Origin of the sequence: Photorhabdus sp. RM71S (assembly GCF_042879355.1) — a bacterium.
GTDB lineage: Bacteria > Pseudomonadota > Gammaproteobacteria > Enterobacterales > Enterobacteriaceae > Photorhabdus > Photorhabdus kayaii.
In genome coordinates this window covers 16790-31945 of the sequence record NZ_JBHFKV010000036.1, presented here as the reverse complement: position 1 = coordinate 31945, position 15156 = coordinate 16790, and the positions used below count along the sequence as shown (strand labels likewise).

Here is a 15156-nt window from a genome sequence, read left to right as displayed (position 1 = left end):
ACGGCGTAATGTCATCGCGAGAACTCCTCAAGACCGCCCTGATTCTGGTAATCCATAAATTTTAATGAGGTTTCTTTACCATGAATCAGACGCTACTTTCTGAATATGGCACATCATCAGAACGTGTTGAACACGCCATTAACGCTTTGCGTAATGGAAGGGGGGTGATGGTGCTGGATAACGAAGATCGTGAAAATGAAGGTGACATTATCTTTGCGGCCGAAACAATGACCGTAGAGCAAATGGCGCTGACTATTCGTCATGGCAGTGGTATTGTCTGCTTATGTCTGACAGAAGAGCGCCGCCAGCAATTACAATTGCCCATGATGGTAGAAAATAACTCTAGTTCGTTCCAGACTGCATTCACCGTAACCATTGAGGCCGCTCAAGGGGTGACGACGGGGGTTTCTGCGGCTGACCGTATCACGACTATCCGTGCAGCGATTGCAGATAATGCCAAACCCAGTGATTTGAACCGTCCGGGACATGTTTTTCCACTGCGCTCTCAACCTGGTGGCGTGTTGGTTCGTCAGGGGCATACTGAGGCAACAATTGATTTAGTCAGTTTGGCCGGTTTTAAACCCGTAGGTGTATTGTGCGAATTAACCAATAATGACGGTTCAATGGCGCGTACCCCGGAGGTAGTGCAATTTGCGAAACGACATAATATGCCGGTAGTCACTATTGAGGATCTGGTGATTTATCGCCAGGCAATAGAGCAGATAGCAAGCTGAGTCGTAATTGTCCGATAACCGGATGAAATATCAGTTATAACGTACGTACTCTCTAAAGTCACAGTTCGCGCAAGCTGTGGCTTTTCAGTTTTTTTGAAAAACTCCATCACCGTTAGCCCACTGTTTTACTTATCTGAAAGGCGTAACCTGTTCGCAAGTATTAAAATTACCTATATTTGGTGTGAGAGGTCGTGATGAATATTTCCAGAATGCCGGCATTGTTTATTGGTCATGGCAGCCCAATGAATGTACTGGAAGAAAATCGCTATACCAATGTGTGGCGTGAACTTGGTGAAAGGCTGCCTATACCCAGAGCGATTCTGGCGATTTCTGCTCATTGGTATACCAATGGCACGGCGGTGACAGCCATGACTCAACCGAGAACTATCCATGATTTTCGTGGCTTCCCTCAGGAATTGTATGAAACTCAGTATCCAGCGAAGGGATCACCTGAGCTGGCGGTTTTAGTACAGGAGATGTTGGAACCTGTAGAAATTTATGCCGATTATCATCAGTGGGGATTGGATCATGGGACTTGGGGTATTCTGGTTAAGATGTATCCTAAGGCTAATATTCCTGTGATTCAACTGAGTATAGATGACGCCAAACCAGCGACGTACCACTATGAATTGGGGAAAAAGCTGGCGGCTTTACGAGATGAAGGTGTTTTGATTCTAGGGAGTGGTAATGTGGTACACAATCTTCGTACTATGAAGCGGCAAGAACCTAATGCTGAACTGTACCCTTGGGCGGAATCATTTAACCATTATGTGCGTGATAACCTTACCAGTTATGAGCAGCCTTACCCTTTGATTCATGCATTGGACAGGGAAGATGGCCTATTATCGAATCCATCTCCTGAACACTTTTTGCCATTGCTGTATATCATGGGAACGTGGGATAGAAAAGAGGCGGTTTCCATTCCAGTAGATGGTATTGTGTCTGGTTCGCTGAGCATGTTGTCTGTGCAGGTTGGTTGAATCGCCGGTTTACGTGCTGTATTGATTGAAGGTTATTTACCCTTTTGGCGACTTCTGGTGGTGAGATCATCACCATCTTGTCTGCGCTATGATCATTGAAACATGGCCTTACGTCGGATTAGATTCCATCACTAATTATCTTAGTGCTAATACTTATTTCTGAATTTCTTCTCGTGATTTTTTACATATGTAAAAATATTGATTTTGTGAGTATAACAAGAGAATACGATCTGGAAGGATTATAAACTTAGTAATATGCTTTTTAGCCCAAGAAAATGGGTAGCTACAATTGTAATTTCAATATAATTAAATGTTGCATAGGTAGATTAGTGAATGACGAGTAGAAAAGATATAGAAAACGGTAGATTAATTTATACTGAAGATTTAGGGTGGATTGATTTAGGTCATGCGAAAGGTGATGATTCTAAAATGTTGTGGGATCAATTAATCACTGAAGGTAATGGTTCACCTTATAAAAAAGGCTATTTCTTGGTTTACTATTTTCAGGAGATGAGTAAATATAATATTTCAACCAGAGTTGCTGCTCAGTGGATGGTAAAAAAAGGATTATCTATAGAAACTAAAAGGTCCATTGCATTTTCAATAATGTATTGTGTTTCATTGGAGTTTGAGACTTTACAATCAAACTCATTTTTTTCCCATTTTAGTGATAGCGGGTTTAGTTGTGAGGATTTAGTTTAAAATTTATTAGGTTTCTATAAATCTGTATTGCCAAGAGATTATATGTCTTTAATAAAACCCAAAGATAAAGAATATGCATATAAAATATGGGATTATTATGGTCCCGTTGGTAAGTATAAGAATAGAGAACTTAAACCTTGGTTTTTTCCTGATCCTGATAAGTATCCTAATAATGCTTTCCCATATAAGAAAAGCCTCCCTTATTACCTTAATATAATTAAACCTTTTTATTCTTATAGAAAGGATATTGTTATTAGTCATTATATACCCGTTATCTTTCAAGTTGCCTCTTTGTTGGCTGCACTCACTCACCCCGGTCACATAGTTTGCTATGCTCCCGGGGATTCGCTCCCTTGCCGTCGCGATGCATCTTGAAATCCATAGGGTATAAACCTACAACTATTTATGGTCTGAAATTATGAATAAATTAACCGTGACAATAGTAATAATATTAATGATGGCGTTATCTTGTATATGCTTATTTTTATGGTTATTTATGATGCCTAATGTTATTTATAAAGAAAATGATTTTTTAAAATATCATCTTCTTACTAATGAAAAAATAAAAGAAGCTCCTCGTATTTCTAAAAATTATTTTTTCGGATATTATCCGAATGATGAATCATCGCCTATATATAGTTCTATTTATTCTTGTGATTTGATAGATATGGAAAATAGTTATAATAGAATTGTTGATTATATAAAATCAACTGGCTATATAGTAAATAATGATGCAATATGGTATATGAAAGGTTCTGAGACTATATATGATGATTCTTTTATATTGTCAAAATCATCTATAGTTGGTGATGAGAAAAAAGATCATTGCTTAGAATTAACCTTCGCTGAAAATGTTAAATGAGTTTAATAAGCTCTAATTATTATTTGATATTATGATAAACTATTCATAAAGTAAATAAATGTCTAGTATTGATTTTTTCAAAAGAGATAAAATAATTGAAAATATATTGGGGATTTCTCCCCAACATATTGATTTTAACGAACTCTTTCATCCCATATACTATATCCAGATGTACCTGCAATATGGTGTTTCCATGTTATATTGCCATAGGCAATGGATATTATTTCGTAGGGCTGTGCGTCATTATGGGTAAGTGAATTAGGATAATGAGTGGATATGCTTTTTATCGAGGCATGCATAATATCAATTGAGTAGTATTTTTCCTGAGCACCATTACTTGATGTTCTATAAAAATCTAATCTACAATTTATGGATTCATTTTCTGATATTGCTATACCTAATAGAGGAGATGATTTGTCTATAGGTTTAGTGATTGAAATAGGTGAGTGATTAACATTTTGTTCTCTGCTAATATCATGGTCGAATGAATAAACATAAATTTCATTTTCATGACCTGTTTGATATATATTCCCTATGGAATCATAGGTAGAACAACCACTGGATATCAGCCCTTGTTTTTTACCTGTAATGGTTAAATATATCGTGTTCGCCATAGTATTTACCTTTATTATAAGTTTATAAGGATACAATGTTTTTTATCGGATTGTTGAAGGAGGAATCTTTGGCGTTGCGACAACCTATTCTAATTCCTCCCTGATTAGTAATTAATCCAAAATAATATGTGGATAGAAGCGAGATAAATCCTGGGTGATTAATTCACTGTCTTCCCGCAAACCAATGCCGCAAGGCTGATCATTCACCAGCCAACTACCAATTACCGTATAATTATCACCGAATTTTGGCAATGTATGAAATTGCTGAACGATCATGCCTTCTTTACCGTAAGGACCATCAACACTGGCAATTTCCTTACCCTTTTCAATGATGCGGATATTAGCCCCTTCCCGTGAGAACAGCGGCTTAATAACATAGCTATCCATTGCTGGGTAGTTATCATCGGCAAAATAAGCGGGTAGCAAGTTTGGATGATTTGGAAACATTTTCCACAACATGGGTAGCAATGCTTTATTGGAGATAATACTTTTCCAGGCGGGTTCTAACCAACGAACGCCAGCATCTTCCAATTTAGTAGCGAAAATCTCACGGAACATTAATTCCCAAGGGTAGAGTTTGAACAGATTGCTGATCACCTGGTCTTTTAGATCTGTAAACTGCCCTTTCTCTCCCAGACCGATATCTTCAATAAATAAAAACTCGGTTGGAACACCCGCTTCCAGAGCACAATCTTGCAAGTATTGAACGGTACCGCGATCTTCTTCCGTATCCTGACAGCAAGCCATGTGCAGTAAGCCAAAGCCATGTTCATCACGCAACTGAGCAAAGCGTTCAATTAATTGCTCTTGCATGCTGTTGAATTGATCGGCATGTGCTGGCAGCAACCCGGCATTCATCTGATCTTCTAACCAGATCCATTGGAAAAAAGCGGACTCATACAGCGAAGTTGGTGTATCAGCATTATTTTCCAACAGTTTTGCCGGGCTTTTACCGTCGTAAACCAAATCTAAACGGGAATAGAGTGATGGCTGGCTGGTAATCCAGGAACTACGGACAAAATCCCAACAATGCTTTGGAATCTGAAACTTAGTCAACAACTCTTCACTATCGACAACTTTCTCCACTACCTGCAAACACATTTGGTGTAGTTCTGCGGTGGTAGCTTCGATTTCTTCAATTTGGGCAAGAGAAAACTGGTAATAAGCCTCTTCACACCAGTAAGGTTTGTCATACATGGTGTGAAAATTAAAACCATATTCTATCGCTTTTTCGTGCCAATCCGGGCGTTCAGTAATCGCAATACGTTTCATCCGTGGTTAGCCTCCCACTGAACGGGATGTGGAACCCGAAGAGGCGCTGCGTTGCATGGCTGACTGTTTTGCAACAGAGTCACCGAAGCCGCCACGGGTAATGGTTGTCGTTGTTGCTGGTTTTGGCGCCATAGCTGTTTTAGGCACCGTCATGGAACGGCCCCCTGCGGTTGCTGCTCCATAACTCTTACCTGATGCATCAACGAATTGGCCGTTTGCCGGGCTGGTGGGGGATTTGGAGCTAAACAGAGGTTGTGATGGTGCTGAACCACCCCCCATTAGACGTCCCATCATGTAGCCCGCCATCAGCGGCATCCAGAAGCTGCCGCTTTGCTGCTGTTGTGCTTGTGCTTCGCCATTAGTGGTGGTACTAGAAGTGGCGGTACCGGGGCCAGCTTGTGCCGGGGCCTGAGTACATTGTGCTTCACCAAATTCGGCAATACAGTCTTCTTTGGTGGCATATTTAGGCGCTGTTTTTTCCGCTTCTTTCAACGCATTGTTGTAAGCAGTAGTACATTGCGCGCTTTGTGATGGATTGGCTTGAGAACATTCATCTGCATTCATGTAAAGAGAGACAGTTTCATCACTCTTTTCACAGGCAGATAACATGAAAACCGCACTGACAGCCATTGCCACAGGCGCAAGGCGATAGTTGCGCCAAGCCTTACGGAATGTGTCGTGATTAATATCTTTAGTCCGCTTTATTGTCATAGTCGTATACCCAGATTTTAGGTGTCTATAATTCTTTCATGAAATAGCTTTAAGGATAGGGGAAATATGAACAAAATTAAAGCATAAACCTTAGGATTGCCAGCCTAATTTTTTGCCTGGCTGAAAAGACGGCGGGATATTGATTGTCTGGTATTTTTGTTTAATCTGGTTTTAATGTTGTGAAATAGATATGTGAATTTAAAAAATGGGTGCTGTTATTAATATTTTATGATATTAATCCTGCTCCTGTAACTTATGGTAATTAAACGAGTAAGATTATTATGTAAGTGAATCTACTAATTGCATTATTCTCGGTGATAATTCCAATGGGTAATGTTAGGAATATAATCTTAAATTAATAACAAATTGTTATTATATTATTGGTGTTGTATTTTTTATTTTAATTAAGGAAATTAAGTCGTATGGAAAAGAGTCATTATTCAGAAAGATGGCAGACGCGTTTTACATTCTTTGAGCGCAATGGTGCTCCTAAAGCGCCTGAGTACAAAGCTGCTACGAAAGCAGAACCATTTATGCGTCGTATCTTGTTAAATATGAATTTTATCGCTTTCTTCTTTGGTTTTATTTACTTTTTTGTTTTAGGTTTATGGCGGAAGAACCTGACTTTATTTGGAGTCGCTGTTAGTAGTGATTATATTGGGAGTTATTGAAGATGCTCTGAGTATTGATATTTCTCCTGCTGTCGGAATGGGGATTAAATTTGCATTTTCAGCAATATGGGGTACTACTGCTAACTATGCCTACTATTTGAAAGAAAAGCTAAATAGTCAGAGTTGGAATCCATTTGAAGGATTTTTTTAATTTATATATTTTTTATTAAGAAAAATAGCGGCTTTTCTTTCGGCACCTAAATTTAGTTGGTAAGTAAGAAATAAAACAGCCCGCTTTATGGCGGGCCGTTAATTAGTGAGAGTGAAGAACTGAATCAGTTACGAGCAGATGTTGCTGGTGCTGCTGTTTCTTGAACAATGCTGTTAGCGGAAGTTGAGAGCTGTTTACCTAGCGAATTATTTAGAGCAACTAAATCCTTCTCATTTAGCGTACCCAGTGCATGCTGAATATTTAGCTGATTAATCAAATAATCATAGCGAGCATTGGATAGCTTCTGTTTGGCATCGTACAACTTGGTAGTGGCATTCAGTACATCAACAATGGTGCGTGTACCAACTTGATAACCCGCTTCCATTGCGTCGAGTGAGCTTTGCGCAGAAACAACAAGCTGTTTATAGGCGTCGATACTGCTGATGGAAGCAGATATGTTGTTAAAGGAAGAACGGACAGTCTGTACAACATTGCGGTAGGTGCTCTCTAATTGTTCGCTGGCGCTGACAAAACCATATTGTGCCTGTTCAACGCGGGAACTGGTGGCACCGCCGCTATAAATTGGCAGACTAAGTGTCAGGCCAACGCTGTTTTCACCGCTATAGTTGTTTGATCTGCCTGGTGCATGATTCTGGCTGTTTGAAACATTGGTAGAAGCGCCTAAATTGATAGTTGGCATATGCCCTGTTTGGGCCGCTTTGATTTGTTCACGAGCCAGATCCTGACCTAAACGGGCAGATAGTAGACCTAAATTACGTTTCTCTGCCTCTTTTAGCAGAATATCCACTGCTTCTGGTTTTTGTGTTTTGAAATGATCAATATTCAGCGAGGCTAGCCGAGGGTAATAAATACCGGTTACTTGACGCAGAGCTTCCAGTGCATTGTCCAGATCATTACGGCGGGCAACTTCCTGAGCTAGTACGTCATCGTAGTTAGCACGAGCGTTCTGGACATCAGTAATTGCAACCAGACCGACATTAAAACGTTGAGTCGTTTGATCCAACTGGCGGTAAATGGCCGCTTTCTGAGCTTCAATGTAGGAGAGTGTATCAATGGTACGCAGTACTTTGAAATAAGCTGTTGCACTATCCAAGATCAGTTTTTGTTCACTGCTTTGATAGGTAACATCAGCAATACCTGCCGTTTTTTCTTCTAAGTTCAATAGGCGCCATTTAGACATATCAAAAATGGTTTGAGTCAAACCAAGCTTTGCATTCAATGTATTGCTTTCTGTGTCACGTTGATCGCGGTAACCACTGTTATAGGAGTATCCTGTATTTAATTCCAACTGAGGTAATAATGGGCTACGGGATTCATTAATTTTTTCAAAAGCTTTATTACGTTCAGCCATTGATTTACGTAGTTCAGGGTTACTCTCTTTTGCTTGCTTATAAACTTGCAAAAGATCTTCAGCCTGACCCATTGAACTAAATCCCGTCAGGCTCATAGCGATAAAAATGGAGAGCAGTTTTTTCATTGTAATTCCTTGATTGCACAGCTATTTTGCTCGTTGTCTATCCCATTAGGCTATTTTATTTGCCATGTTTTGTGATAAAGAGTGAATGCTTCAGGTGCTGAGCACAGTCTGAGTTCACTGTTCATTTACAAAAACGGCCTGCACCAATTACGCTTATTGGGATAGACTCTTACGTTGCCTTGGTGAAAAACGAAATGTTACTGATTCTAGCAGAGTATGCTATCAGCGAAAGGTAGCCGTTTGTGCCATATTGCCTTAATTTAGCTTAACTTTACACCATCAAAGAGTGAATTTTTTAACTCTGCTTGATTAATATCATCTTAGTGGCTAGCAAGTCAGGAACGATTTAGGAGAATTTTATGCATAAGAAGCCGTTAATGCCAGTCATGTTGGATAAGCAGGATATAGAAATTATCGCGAAAAAAAGTTTGTATAATGGATTCTTTAAGCTGACAAATTACCGTTTCCGTCATCGTCTGTTTGCCGGTGGTTGGAGTGAAGAGGTTAGCCGTGAAGTTTTTGAGCGGGGCCATGCCGGTGCATTGTTGCCTTATGATCCACGTCGTGATGAGGTTGTATTGATAGAGCAGATACGTATTCCGGCAATAGAGACGAAAGCAACGCCGTGGTTACTGGAAATTGTTGCCGGTATGATTGAAGAGGGCGAAGATGTGGAACAGGTGGTGCGCCGAGAAACGATGGAAGAGGCAGGAATCGAAGTTAAACGTTGCAAACCAGTGTTGAGTTATCTCTCCAGTCCCGGAGGAACAACGGAACGTATCTCTGTGATGGTGGGGGAAGTGGATGCGACGACAGCTACTGGTATTCATGGATTATCTGGTGAACATGAAGATATTCGGGTGCATGTAGTCAGCCGTGAACAAGCTTATCATTGGATGGAAGAGGGAATTATTGATAATGCTGCTTCAGTTATTGCGATACAATGGCTGGCATTACACCATGAAAAGTTAAAAAAAGAATGGAATTCAGATGATTCCTAATTTTTAACCGAGAAAAGGGAAGTGTGTGCCAGTCAGCAGATCTCTTGCGTTAAAACGAGTTATGATGCTCGTTGATGACTTATAGGACAAGGAAACCATTTGGAAAGCCAGTTTGAACTGCCTGTGGTAGAGGGAACCACAGCCAAAATATTGCAAATAACAGATACGCATCTTTTTGCCAGCAAAGAAGATACTTTATTGGGTATCAATACTTATCGCAGTTACCAAGCGGTGCTGGATGCCATCCTTAAACAAAATGCTGATATTGGTTTAATCGTAGCGACAGGTGATTTGGTGCAGGATCAGTCGTTGGAAGCTTATCGACATTTTGCTGATGGTATTGCCCGTTTACCGGCACCTTGTGTCTGGTTGCCCGGCAATCATGATTACCAACCTGCGATGGTGGATGCTTTAGCGGCGGCTGGCGTTTCTCCGTCGAAACAGATTTTAGTCGGTAAGCACTGGCAACTTTTGATGCTTGATAGTCAGGTGCAGGGCGTTCCCCACGGGGAGTTGTCGGAATATCAGCTTGAATGGATGAAAAAGTGCCTGGATAGGTACCCTGAACGTTACGCGGTGATCTTGCTTCATCATCATCCATTACCATCAGGTTGTACCTGGCTGGATCAGCATAGTTTGCGCAATTCACATATTCTGGCCCAGTATCTGCAGGGTTACTCACGGGTTAAGGCGATGCTTTGTGGGCATATACATCAGGAGATGGATCTGGATTGGAATGGCATCCGTATGATGGCGACACCATCAACATGTTTGCAATTCAAACCACATTGTACCAATTTTATGCTTGATACTGTTGCTCCGGGATGGCGTTATCTCGAATTGTCTGTTGCCGATAATGGCGAATTTGGTCTGACAACCCAGGTCTATAGACTGGCAAGTAATGAATTCTGCCCTGATTTAGATTCGGATGGATATTAGGTTGTGTTTGTCTCCTTGTGTTGCTGTGTTACTCTCTGCTTATTGGATTTGCCAAGCCTCACTATCTGTGGCATGTCGCACAGGAGCATAGTGGCCGGTGGTATTTATGCACAATTGAGGGGCACGGTCTGATGTCAACGTTACTCTATTTGCACGGTTTTAATAGTTCCCCGCAGTCTGCAAAAGCCAATGCCTTAAAAGCGTGGCTGTATCAGCATCATCCTGAAATTGACATGCTGGTGCCTCAGTTACCCCCTTATCCTGAAGAAGCGGCTGAGCTGCTAGAAAATCTGGTGATGGAGCATGCCGGGGATGATTTGGGTATCGTTGGTTCTTCTCTCGGTGGTTATTTGGCGATATGGCTTTCACAATGTTTCAGCTTGCCCGCTGTGGTCGTCAATCCAGCCGTGCGTCCGTTTGAATTACTGCGGGATTATCTTGGGGAAAATATTAACCCCTATACTAACCAACGATATACGTTGGAATCGCGCCATATTCATGATCTCAAAAGTATGCGGATTGAACCATTGGAGTCACCGGATCTTATCTGGTTATTGCAACAAACCGGAGATGAGGTGCTGGATTACCGCCAAGCGGTTGCTTATCTGGTATTATGTAAGCAAACTATTGAATCTGGTGGTAATCATTCTTTTATCGGATTTGAACACTATTTCCCACAAATCATCAACTTTCTTGGGCTTTCTAGTGATGGCGAGAAAAAACTTGCCAAAAATGTTTGAACGACTGGTATTATCAACAGTATACAAAACTGATTAGCCCTTTAATCAAGAAGCAACCAACAGAATTACAACATGACTCAATCTAGTTACAACGCAGATGCCATTGAAGTTCTCAGTGGTCTGGAACCGGTTCGCCGTCGTCCGGGAATGTACACTGATACAACGCGTCCGAACCATTTGGCACAGGAAGTGATCGATAACAGCGTGGATGAAGCTTTGGCAGGTCACGCTAAACATATTGAAGTGATCCTTCATAGCGATCAGTCACTGGAGGTCATTGATGATGGCCGCGGCATGCCGGTTGATATTCATCCAGAAGAAGGAGTTTCAGCGGTTGAGTTGATCCTGAGCCGCTTACATGCCGGTGGTAAATTTTCGAATAAAAACTATCAGTTTTCTGGCGGTCTCCACGGTGTGGGGATCTCGGTGGTTAACGCTTTGTCCAAGCGGATTGAAGTCACCGTTCGCCGTGACAGTCAGATTTATCAGATTGCTTTTGAGAATGGCGATAAAGTGCAGGAATTGGCAGTGATAGGTAGTTGCGGTAAACGCAATACCGGTACCAGTGTTCACTTCTGGCCTGATGAAAGTTTCTTTGATAGCCCACGTTTCTCGGTTTCTCGCTTGACCCATTTGCTGAAAGCGAAAGCAGTTTTATGTCCGGGAGTGAAAATTGTTTTTAAAGACAAGATCAACGATACCGAACAGCAATGGTGTTATGCTGATGGTCTGACCGACTATTTAATGGCTGCGGTTAATGGCTTGACAACATTGCCGGCAGCGCCTTTTGTCGGTACTTTCAGTGGTGCAACCGAAGCGGTTGATTGGGCGTTACTCTGGTTGCCGGAAGGGGGAGAGCTACTGGCTGAAAGTTATGTCAACCTCATCCCGACGATGCAGGGGGGAACACATGTAAACGGGCTGCGTCAGGGATTACTGGATGCGATGCGTGAATTTTGCGAATTCCGCAATATTTTGCCACGAGGTGTGAAGCTTGCTGCCGATGATATTTGGGATCGCTGTGCTTATGTTCTGTCGGTAAAAATGCAGGATCCGCAATTTGCGGGTCAGACGAAAGAACGCCTCTCTTCGCGCCAATCCGCCGCTTTTGTTTCTGGTGTTGTCAAAGATGCTTTCAGCTTATGGTTAAACCAGAACGTTCAGGAAGCAGAGCAGTTGGCCGAACTGGCGATCGCTAGTGCACAACGTAGAATGCGTGCAGCGAAAAAGGTTGTGCGTAAAAAACTGACCAGTGGCCCGGCATTACCGGGGAAACTAGCTGACTGCACATCACAGGATCTCAATTTTACCGAACTGTTTCTGGTAGAAGGGGATTCTGCGGGGGGATCGGCAAAACAGGCGCGTGACCGTGAATATCAAGCCATTATGCCGCTGAAAGGGAAGATTCTGAACACTTGGGAAGTTTCTTCAGATGAAGTGTTGGCATCACAGGAAGTCCATGATATCTCTGTTGCAATTGGTATCGACCCGGATAGCCACGATCTCAGTCAGTTACGTTATGGCAAAATCTGTATTCTGGCAGACGCAGACTCAGATGGTTTGCATATTGCGACGCTATTGTGTGCCCTGTTTGTCCGCCATTTCCCAACATTGGTTAAGAACGGCCATGTTTATATGGCAATGCCGCCTTTATATCGTATTGATCTAGGTAAAGAAGTGTATTACGCACTGGATGAAGAGGAAAAAAGTGCGGTGTTGGATCGTCTAAGCCGCAAACGGGGTAAGCCTAACGTACAGCGCTTTAAAGGATTGGGTGAGATGAACCCCATGCAACTGCGTGAAACAACGTTAGACCCGAATACCCGTCGTCTGGTGCAGTTGACTATCGATGATGAAAACTACCAGGAAACCTTCTCTATGATGGATATGCTTCTAGCGAAGAAGCGTTCAGAAGATCGCCGTAACTGGCTGCAAGAGAAGGGCGATACGGTAGAAATTGAAGTGTAACACCCACAGGGATAGTCAAAAAGATTCTGAGGAAATTAGCGAATGAGTGAGATAACTCATGATGGCGTGGAGCGTCTGCCGCTCCACTCATTTACTGAAAACGCCTACCTGAACTACTCCATGTACGTCATCATGGATAGGGCGTTGCCTTTTATCGGTGACGGTTTGAAACCGGTTCAGCGCCGTATTGTTTATGCCATGTCAGAACTGGGGTTGAACAATACCGCCAAATTTAAGAAATCCGCCCGTACCGTGGGTGATGTACTGGGTAAATACCATCCGCATGGTGATGGCGCCTGTTATGAAGCTATGGTGTTAATGGCGCAGCCGTTTTCTTACCGCTATCCTTTAGTGGATGGGCAAGGGAACTGGGGGGCGCCGGATGATCCCAAATCTTTCGCCGCAATGCGTTATACCGAGTCTCGCCTGTCCAAATATGCCGAGTTACTGTTGACTGAGTTAGGGCACGGTACAGTTGATTGGGTGCCAAACTTTGACGGTACGTTGCAGGAACCGAAAATGCTGCCGGCGCGTTTGCCAAATATTTTGCTGAATGGCACCACCGGTATTGCGGTGGGGATGGCGACAGATATTCCGCCCCATAATGCGCGTGAAGTGGCGAATGCACTAGTCACGCTGCTGGATAAGCCGCAGAGTTCCCTTGATGATCTGATGGAGCACGTTAAAGGTCCTGATTATCCGACTGAAGCGGAGATCATCACTTCTCACGAAGATATCCGTAAGATTTATAAAAATGGCCGTGGTTCGGTACGGATGCGAGCTGTTTGGTCAAAAGAAGATGGCAATGTCGTGATCACTGCGCTGCCGCATCAGGTTTCTGGTGCCAAAGTGTTGGAACAGATCGCTAACCAAATGCGGGCTAAAAAGCTGCCTATGGTTGACGACTTACGAGATGAATCTGATCATGAAAATCCAACTCGTCTGGTTATTGTCCCTCGTACAAACCGGGTTGATTTGGAGCAGGTGATGAATCATCTGTTTGCCACTACAGATTTGGAAAAGAGTTATCGTGTCAACCTGAATATGATCGGATTGGATAATCGTCCGACCGTGAAAGGGCTGGTTGAGATCCTCTCCGAATGGTTGGTATTCCGCCGGGAAACAGTTCGTAAACGTCTGAACCATCGTTTGGAAAAAGTCCTTAAGCGCCTGCATGTGTTGGAAGGCTTACTGATCGCATTTCTCAATATTGATGAAGTCATTCACATTATCCGTAGTGAAGATGAGCCAAAACCGGTATTAATGTCACGTTTTGGTTTAAGTGAGACGCAAACGGAAGCCATTCTTGAGCTGAAATTACGTCACTTAGCTAAACTGGAAGAGGTAAAAATCCGTGGCGAACAGAATGAGCTGGCAAAAGAGCGCGATAAGTTACAGGCGATTTTGGGTTCTGAGCGCAAACTGAATACGCTGTTGAAGAAAGAGATCATAGCTGATGCGGCCACTTATGGTGATGAGCGTCGTTCTCCAATGAGAGAACGTGATGAAGCCAAAGCGATGAGTGAGCATGACATCACACCTTCTGAGCCGGTGACAATCGTATTGTCCGAGATGGGTTGGGTTCGTAGTGCGAAAGGCCATGATATCGATCCGGCTGGGCTGAATTACAAAGCAGGTGATAGCTTCCGTGGTGCGGCTCGTGGTAAGAGCAATCAGCCGGTTGTTTTTATTGATACAACAGGTCGCAGTTACTCGCTTGATCCGCGGGATTTACCTTCTGCCAGAGGGCAGGGGGAACCACTAACGGGTAAATTGACTTTACCCGCGGGGGCAACGGTAGAGCATGTACTGATGGCGTCGGATGAGCAGAAGTTTCTGATGGTCTCTGATGCTGGTTATGGCTTTATCTGTACTTTTAGTGATTTGGTTGCTAAAAATCGAGCAGGTAAAGCACTGATTACATTGCCGGAAAATGCTCGCGTCATGACGCCGCTGGAAATAAATAACCCGCAGGATGATATGTTGTTGGCAATTACCAGCGCAGGCCGGATGTTAATGTTCCCGGTTGCAGATTTGCCGCAACTTTCTAAAGGGAAAGGGAATAAGATAATTTCTGTTCAGTCAGCCGCAGAAAATGACCTGTTGAGTTGGTTATTGATACTACCGCCACAATCGTCTATTACACTTTACTTTGGAAAGCGTAAATTGACGTTGCGTCCTGAAGATCTTCAGAAATTCCGTGCAGAACGTGGTCGTAAGGGAACACCTCTGCCTCGTGGATTGCAGCGTATTGAACGGGTTCAGGTTGAGACCCCACCTTCTGCTACTAACGTAATTAAATAGTGGGATTAT

At 42.7% G+C, this 15156-nt stretch carries 16 protein-coding genes; 12 read left to right on the top strand and 4 right to left on the bottom strand.

The annotated features are described in order from the left end of the window. The first annotated feature begins 80 nt into the window (after positions 1-80). The 5 genes from ribB to ACGF5R_RS17165 all read left to right on the top strand — a co-directional run bounded on the left by ribB (position 81) and on the right by ACGF5R_RS17165 (position 3278). Positions 81-734, top strand: coding sequence for a 3,4-dihydroxy-2-butanone-4-phosphate synthase (ribB, locus tag ACGF5R_RS17185; protein ID WP_387691955.1), 654 nt, complete (start codon positions 81-83; stop codon positions 732-734). 194 nt (positions 735-928) lie between these two features. Next, the gene (ygiD, locus tag ACGF5R_RS17180) at positions 929-1714 is read left to right on the top strand and encodes a 4,5-DOPA dioxygenase extradiol (RefSeq protein WP_112878312.1); all 786 of its coding nucleotides are present in this window, start codon (positions 929-931) and stop codon (positions 1712-1714) included. 333 nt (positions 1715-2047) lie between these two features. After that, positions 2048-2416, top strand: coding sequence for a hypothetical protein (locus ACGF5R_RS17175; RefSeq protein WP_112878311.1), 369 nt, complete (start codon positions 2048-2050; stop codon positions 2414-2416). Between the two features lie 42 nt (positions 2417-2458). Then, the gene (locus tag ACGF5R_RS17170; RefSeq protein ID WP_387691953.1) at positions 2459-2791 is read left to right on the top strand and encodes a hypothetical protein; all 333 of its coding nucleotides are present in this window, start codon (positions 2459-2461) and stop codon (positions 2789-2791) included. Positions 2792-2834: 43 nt separating this feature from the next. Beyond that, on the top strand, positions 2835-3278 hold the full coding sequence (locus ACGF5R_RS17165) for a hypothetical protein (protein WP_387691952.1): 444 nt from the start codon (positions 2835-2837) through the stop codon (positions 3276-3278). Positions 3279-3412: 134 nt separating this feature from the next. Here ACGF5R_RS17165 and ACGF5R_RS17160 read toward each other — a convergent pair whose 3' ends face one another. The 3 genes from ACGF5R_RS17160 to ACGF5R_RS17150 form a co-directional block, all read right to left on the bottom strand. After that, positions 3413-3892, bottom strand: coding sequence for an Hcp family type VI secretion system effector (locus tag ACGF5R_RS17160; RefSeq protein ID WP_088373685.1), 480 nt, complete (start codon positions 3890-3892; stop codon positions 3413-3415). A 111-nt stretch (positions 3893-4003) separates the two neighbouring features. After that, positions 4004-5164, bottom strand: a complete 1161-nt coding sequence (locus ACGF5R_RS17155; protein WP_112878308.1) for a glutathionylspermidine synthase family protein — start codon at positions 5162-5164, stop codon at positions 4004-4006. Positions 5165-5170: 6 nt separating this feature from the next. After that, on the bottom strand, positions 5171-5875 hold the full coding sequence (locus ACGF5R_RS17150) for a DUF1190 family protein (protein WP_112878307.1): 705 nt from the start codon (positions 5873-5875) through the stop codon (positions 5171-5173). A 422-nt stretch (positions 5876-6297) separates the two neighbouring features. Here ACGF5R_RS17150 and ACGF5R_RS17145 point away from each other — a divergent pair, with 422 nt between their 5' ends. Further along, the gene (locus ACGF5R_RS17145; RefSeq protein WP_240000807.1) at positions 6298-6546 is read left to right on the top strand and encodes a DUF2628 domain-containing protein; all 249 of its coding nucleotides are present in this window, start codon (positions 6298-6300) and stop codon (positions 6544-6546) included. Further along, positions 6533-6697, top strand: a complete 165-nt coding sequence (locus tag ACGF5R_RS17140; RefSeq protein WP_240000806.1) for a DUF2628 domain-containing protein — start codon at positions 6533-6535, stop codon at positions 6695-6697. Before ACGF5R_RS17145 ends, ACGF5R_RS17140 begins: the two co-directional genes overlap by 14 nt. A gap of 124 nt (positions 6698-6821) precedes the next feature. Here the strand turns inward: ACGF5R_RS17140 and tolC are convergent, their stop codons facing one another. Next, the gene (tolC, locus tag ACGF5R_RS17135; RefSeq protein WP_112878306.1) at positions 6822-8195 is read right to left on the bottom strand and encodes an outer membrane channel protein TolC; all 1374 of its coding nucleotides are present in this window, start codon (positions 8193-8195) and stop codon (positions 6822-6824) included. A gap of 359 nt (positions 8196-8554) precedes the next feature. Here tolC and nudF point away from each other — a divergent pair, with 359 nt between their 5' ends. The 5 genes from nudF to parC all read left to right on the top strand — a co-directional run bounded on the left by nudF (position 8555) and on the right by parC (position 15147). Beyond that, a complete protein-coding gene (gene nudF / locus ACGF5R_RS17130) occupies positions 8555-9196 on the top strand; it encodes an ADP-ribose diphosphatase (RefSeq protein ID WP_112878305.1) in 642 nt (213 codons plus the stop codon). A gap of 99 nt (positions 9197-9295) precedes the next feature. Beyond that, entirely contained in the window at positions 9296-10135 is an 840-nt protein-coding gene (cpdA, locus tag ACGF5R_RS17125) for a 3',5'-cyclic-AMP phosphodiesterase (protein ID WP_112878304.1), read from the top strand. A gap of 131 nt (positions 10136-10266) precedes the next feature. After that, entirely contained in the window at positions 10267-10875 is a 609-nt protein-coding gene (yqiA, locus tag ACGF5R_RS17120; protein ID WP_113042386.1) for an esterase YqiA, read from the top strand. Between the two features lie 72 nt (positions 10876-10947). After that, the gene (gene parE, locus ACGF5R_RS17115) at positions 10948-12843 is read left to right on the top strand and encodes a DNA topoisomerase IV subunit B (RefSeq protein ID WP_387691950.1); all 1896 of its coding nucleotides are present in this window, start codon (positions 10948-10950) and stop codon (positions 12841-12843) included. A gap of 42 nt (positions 12844-12885) precedes the next feature. Next, complete coding sequence (gene parC / locus ACGF5R_RS17110; RefSeq protein ID WP_112878301.1) at positions 12886-15147, top strand: DNA topoisomerase IV subunit A; 2262 nt, start codon at positions 12886-12888, stop codon at positions 15145-15147. The last annotated feature ends 9 nt before the right edge of the window (positions 15148-15156 follow it).

What these genes read in the sequence shown, in the direction of transcription:
- ribB (WP_387691955.1), top strand. Translation starts at nt 81, where the DNA reads ATGAATCAGACGCTACTTTCTGAATATGGCACATCATCAGAACGTGTT.
- ygiD (WP_112878312.1), top strand. Translation starts at nt 929, where the DNA reads ATGAATATTTCCAGAATGCCGGCATTGTTTATTGGTCATGGCAGCCCA.
- ACGF5R_RS17175 (WP_112878311.1), top strand. Translation starts at nt 2,048, where the DNA reads ATGACGAGTAGAAAAGATATAGAAAACGGTAGATTAATTTATACTGAA.
- ACGF5R_RS17170 (WP_387691953.1), top strand. Translation starts at nt 2,459, where the DNA reads ATGTCTTTAATAAAACCCAAAGATAAAGAATATGCATATAAAATATGG.
- ACGF5R_RS17165 (WP_387691952.1), top strand. Translation starts at nt 2,835, where the DNA reads ATGAATAAATTAACCGTGACAATAGTAATAATATTAATGATGGCGTTA.
- ACGF5R_RS17160 (WP_088373685.1), bottom strand. Translation starts at nt 3,892, where the DNA reads ATGGCGAACACGATATATTTAACCATTACAGGTAAAAAACAAGGGCTG.
- ACGF5R_RS17155 (WP_112878308.1), bottom strand. Translation starts at nt 5,164, where the DNA reads ATGAAACGTATTGCGATTACTGAACGCCCGGATTGGCACGAAAAAGCG.
- ACGF5R_RS17150 (WP_112878307.1), bottom strand. Translation starts at nt 5,875, where the DNA reads ATGACAATAAAGCGGACTAAAGATATTAATCACGACACATTCCGTAAG.
- ACGF5R_RS17145 (WP_240000807.1), top strand. Translation starts at nt 6,298, where the DNA reads ATGGAAAAGAGTCATTATTCAGAAAGATGGCAGACGCGTTTTACATTC.
- tolC (WP_112878306.1), bottom strand. Translation starts at nt 8,195, where the DNA reads ATGAAAAAACTGCTCTCCATTTTTATCGCTATGAGCCTGACGGGATTT.
- nudF (WP_112878305.1), top strand. Translation starts at nt 8,555, where the DNA reads ATGCATAAGAAGCCGTTAATGCCAGTCATGTTGGATAAGCAGGATATA.
- yqiA (WP_113042386.1), top strand. Translation starts at nt 10,267, where the DNA reads ATGTCAACGTTACTCTATTTGCACGGTTTTAATAGTTCCCCGCAGTCT.
- parE (WP_387691950.1), top strand. Translation starts at nt 10,948, where the DNA reads ATGACTCAATCTAGTTACAACGCAGATGCCATTGAAGTTCTCAGTGGT.
- parC (WP_112878301.1), top strand. Translation starts at nt 12,886, where the DNA reads ATGAGTGAGATAACTCATGATGGCGTGGAGCGTCTGCCGCTCCACTCA.